General features: G+C 70.1%; 5 protein-coding genes. 3 read left to right on the top strand and 2 right to left on the bottom strand.

Features of this window, described 5'->3' with window-relative positions:
- The first annotated feature begins 297 nt into the window (after positions 1–297).
- Positions 298–1,803, top strand: a complete 1,506-nt coding sequence (locus BN10_RS13900) for an LCP family protein (RefSeq protein WP_010851888.1) — start codon at positions 298–300, stop codon at positions 1,801–1,803.
- Between the two features lie 37 nt (positions 1,804–1,840).
- On the top strand, positions 1,841–2,224 hold the full coding sequence (locus BN10_RS18305; RefSeq protein ID WP_084311094.1) for a citrate/2-methylcitrate synthase: 384 nt from the start codon (positions 1,841–1,843) through the stop codon (positions 2,222–2,224).
- 171 nt (positions 2,225–2,395) lie between these two features.
- Here BN10_RS18305 and BN10_RS13890 read toward each other — a convergent pair whose 3' ends face one another.
- Both BN10_RS13890 and BN10_RS13885 read right to left on the bottom strand, forming a co-directional pair.
- Complete coding sequence (locus BN10_RS13890) at positions 2,396–2,635, bottom strand: hypothetical protein (RefSeq protein ID WP_040751968.1); 240 nt, start codon at positions 2,633–2,635, stop codon at positions 2,396–2,398.
- 63 nt (positions 2,636–2,698) lie between these two features.
- On the bottom strand, positions 2,699–3,250 hold the full coding sequence (locus BN10_RS13885; RefSeq protein ID WP_010851884.1) for a hypothetical protein: 552 nt from the start codon (positions 3,248–3,250) through the stop codon (positions 2,699–2,701).
- A gap of 193 nt (positions 3,251–3,443) precedes the next feature.
- Here BN10_RS13885 and BN10_RS13880 point away from each other — a divergent pair.
- The coding region (locus tag BN10_RS13880) for a response regulator (RefSeq protein ID WP_156917410.1) at positions 3,444–3,865 on the top strand (422 nt) is incomplete at its 3' end.

Below are 3,865 nucleotides of genomic sequence, written 5' to 3'. Positions count from 1 at the left end.
CGGCCGTGGTGCCACCGTTTGGAGACCCGGCGGCGTGGTTTTGCAGACGCGGACAGCGCGTTGCGCGACACTGCTCCGGTGACCCGACCTCCCGGCCCGCCCGGTCCGCCCAGCCCCCGCAGACCCGGGGACGGACCGCCACGCCGCGTCCCGCAGCAGCGGATTCCGGCACAGCGCGGGCCTGGGCAACGGATTCCGCAGCAGCGGATTCCGCAGCAGCGGGTCCAGTCGTCGGGGTCTTCTTCCGGTGAGCGCCGACCCGGCTCGCCGCCGCCTCGCCGGTCTCGTGGACGCCGGTTGGCGCGCACCGTCATCGGTGCCGTGGTCGCCGTGGTCCTCGTCATTGCCGGGTATGCCGTGTGGCAGGTCGCGCGTCTTGGCTTCGGCATCCAGCGCTCGGACATCCTCGAGGGCAAGGCCACCGGAGAGGAGATGAACATCCTGCTCATGGGTCTGGACAGCCGCCTCGACATGAACGGCAAGCCCCTGTCGCCGGAGCTCTACGAAGCACTGCAGGCCGGAGACGCCACCGACGGCGGACTCAACGCGAACGTGCTCATGTATGTCCACATCCCCGCCGATGGCTCGCGCGCGGTCGCCTTCTCCATCCCCCGTGACGACTATGTCGACCTGGCCGGGTGCCCGGACGGGGTGTGCAAGGGAAAGATCAAGACCGCCTACGGCCTGGCCTTCGACCAGGAGAACAGACGGCTGGTCAACCAGGCCGGTTTGTCGGCGGAGGATCGTCACAAGCAATCGCGCGATGCGGCGCGCAAGGCCCAGATCGCGACGGTCGAGAAGTTCCTTGACGTCTCCATCGACCACTTCGTCGAGGTCACCATGGTGGCCTTCTTCGAGATCGCCCAGGTCGTCCAGCCGATCACGGTGTGCGTCAAGGAGGACACGGTCGACACCTACTCGGGGGCCGACTTCAAGGCGGGGGAGCAGCAGATCAACGCCCAACAGGCGGTGTCCTTCGTCCGCCAGCGGCGCGACACCTCCAACTCCAAGCTGCTCTTCACCGACCTCGATCGCTCCCGCCGCCAGCAGGCCTTCATCGTCTCGCTGCTCACCCAGCTCAAGCAGAGCTCGACCCTCACGAACCCGGTGAAGATCAACGGGATCGTCGACGTTGCCCAGCGCAACACGGCGATCGACAGCGGCCTCGACCCGATCACGCTGGCCAAGACCGCGAACACCCTCCAGGGTGGCAACCTCAGCTTCTTCACCCTGCCGGTGGCCAGTTTCGACAACGTCGACGGCCAGGACGTCAACGTCGTCGATCTCGCAGCGATCCGCGCGACGGTCAAGGAGCAGCTCAACCCGCCCACACCGACCTCGGCCGCGCCGGCCTCACCGACCCCGACACCGTCCATCAACGGTGCCGGCATCACCCTCGACGTCGTCAACGCCTCCGGACGAGATGGGGCGGCAAAGGCCGTGCTCGACGGCCTCGCCGCCAAGGGTTTCACCCGCGGCAAGGCATCGACCGGGACCGCAACCGAGGCGTCGTCGCTGGCGTATGCCGCCGGCGACGCCGACCGCGCCAAGGCGCTCGCGACCTATCTGGGCGGGGTGACGCCCCGCGAGGACACCTCCTTGAGCGCCGGCACGATGGTGCTGACCATCGGGTCGGGCTGGACCGCACCGAGCGGGCTGGGGCCGACGGCCGCACCGGCATCATCCCCGGCACCCTCTGGTTCGGCGGCTGCTCCGGTCGACGCGACCGGTGGAGGCGTCTCGGGTCCGCCGCCCACCGCGCTCACCGAGCTGCAGGGCTCGGGGATCCCCTGCGTGAAGTAGCCGGTCGTCCCGCTCCGGCCGAAAGCGGGAGACCCAGTTGATCCGCACCCGTGTCGAGCAGAGTCTGTTCGTACCCGGGCTGGGCCATCCAGTGCACAAGGATGGCGACCCACGTACTCCGGTGCTGTCCAGAATCGCCGCGGAGGCGGGTGTGCTCGGAAACAGCCTGCGGCTCCTCGAGGCCATCGACCGGATACATCGGAAGTTCCTGGGTCGGCGACTGCCAGTCAACGGAGCCGGAGTCTGCGGAGCAGCGCTTGCGGACATCGGCATCCCTCCACACCTGACCCGAGGCGTCTCCCTGGTTGCACGCTCTGCCGGCCTACAGGGACACATCGCCGAGGAACTGCGATCACCGATCGGCCAACAGGTGTACGACGCAGTCGACCGAAATGCCGAATACTCACCCCCCCGTGAGTGACCAACCAGAGGGGTCACCAAACGGCGGTCTCGGCAGCATCATCCCCGGCGACCCTTGGATCAAGGTCCCGCCTACACCCTGGATTGTGATGAGCCAGTTTGGGGGCTCTTCGACTTTGAGCGGGGTGCCCTGACCTGAGAGGGCTCGTGGCCCCAGTCATGCTGTTGGTCTCTACTCCGTCAGCAGCAACGAGGCCACGAGCATGATCGACAGTACGTCAGTGCTGTTCGGGCTGGAAGACGATTTCGTCGTCATCAGTCTCGAGCGGTTGCTCAGCACCTGCTGGGCGGCGAGCGCGAGCGAGTGGGCGGCGAGGTCGCGGTGCATGACGCGCTGCCACATCGCGCCGGCGTAGCGGTCCCGGAGCAGGCCGATCCGTCGCTCGAGGCGCCCGCGCAGGGAGGGGTCCACGGGGTGCATCGTGACACGCGGCGGGCCCGCCTTGGGGCCCGCCGCCCGGCGTTGTCGCCACGGTCAGGAGCCGCTGCCCCCGGAGGCCTTGGCGCCGGTCTTCGGCAGCGTCGGCAGCGTGACGTGGCAGGACGTGGCGGCGGCGGTCACCTTCTCGCGCACGGCCTTGCGCTCAGCCGCCGTCAGCGGGCCGAGCGGGCGGGTCACGTCGGCGTCCTTGAGGCAGGTGCGCTGGTCGTCGGTCAGTCCCTCCCACCACGTCTTCATCGCTGCCGCGCGCTCACCCGTGGGCAGGGTGATGCCGCAGCCTTGGGCGACGTCGCGGACCGCGGTCTGGACGGCAGCCTTCTCGGCATCGGTGAGCGGGAAGGCCGGGCGGGTCAGGCCGGCCTTGGCCAGGCACTGCTGCTGGTCGCTGCTCAGCCCGGCCCACCAGCGCCAGCCGAGCGTCGGCGCGGCCGTGTCGGTCGTCGTCGCGGCCGCCGCGGAGACGACGCCGAGGGCGGAGGACGCCTGGGGTGTGGCCGCGGTGGCGGAGCCGCCGACGGCGATGGCGAGCCCGGTGAAGGAGACGGCGACGAGGGCGCCGGCGGCGAGGGCGGAACGAGCGGACATGGGGGTGGCCTTTCATTCAGTGGGTGCCGGGCCCTTCGCTGGGCCCGGTGTGGACAGCACCGACTCTCCGGTGGCCACCTCGCGAGCGGTCCAAGGGCGCCTGGCGATCTCCTGCAGATGGCCTCTCCGACCCACAGGGACTCTCCAGCAAACCCCGAGCCTTCCCTCGTGCCGCCGTGCCAGAGTGGGGCGTATGCCGCCCGCCGCCCCTCCCAGCGCGGCCCGCGTCCTCGTCGTCGACGACGAGGAGAACATCTCCTACCTGGTCGCCTCGGCCCTTCGCCTGGCCGGCCTTGAGGTGCGCACGGCCGGAACGGCCATGGAGGCGCTCGCCGACGCCGCGGCATACCCGCCCGATGCGGTGGTGCTCGATGTGATGTTGCCCGACCTCGACGGCTTCGAGACGCTGAAGCGGTTGCGGGGCAGGGGGATAGACGCGCCGGTGCTCTTCCTCAGCGCGCGCTCGGAGACGGCCGACCGGGTGCGCGGGCTGACGAGCGGGGGCGACGACTACATCGTCAAGCCGTTCGCCCTGGAGGAGGTGACGGCCCGGGTGCAGCTCGCGCTGGCCCGGCGCGGCGCGGCCCGGCCGGAGTCGCACCGGCTGGCCGTCGC

It is taken from the genome of Phycicoccus elongatus Lp2, from assembly GCF_000367525.1.
Taxonomy (GTDB): Bacteria; Actinomycetota; Actinomycetes; order Actinomycetales; family Dermatophilaceae; genus Phycicoccus_A; species Phycicoccus_A elongatus.
The sequence above is the reverse complement of the archived record's forward strand: the minus strand, read 5'-3'. Positions and strand labels throughout refer to the sequence as shown.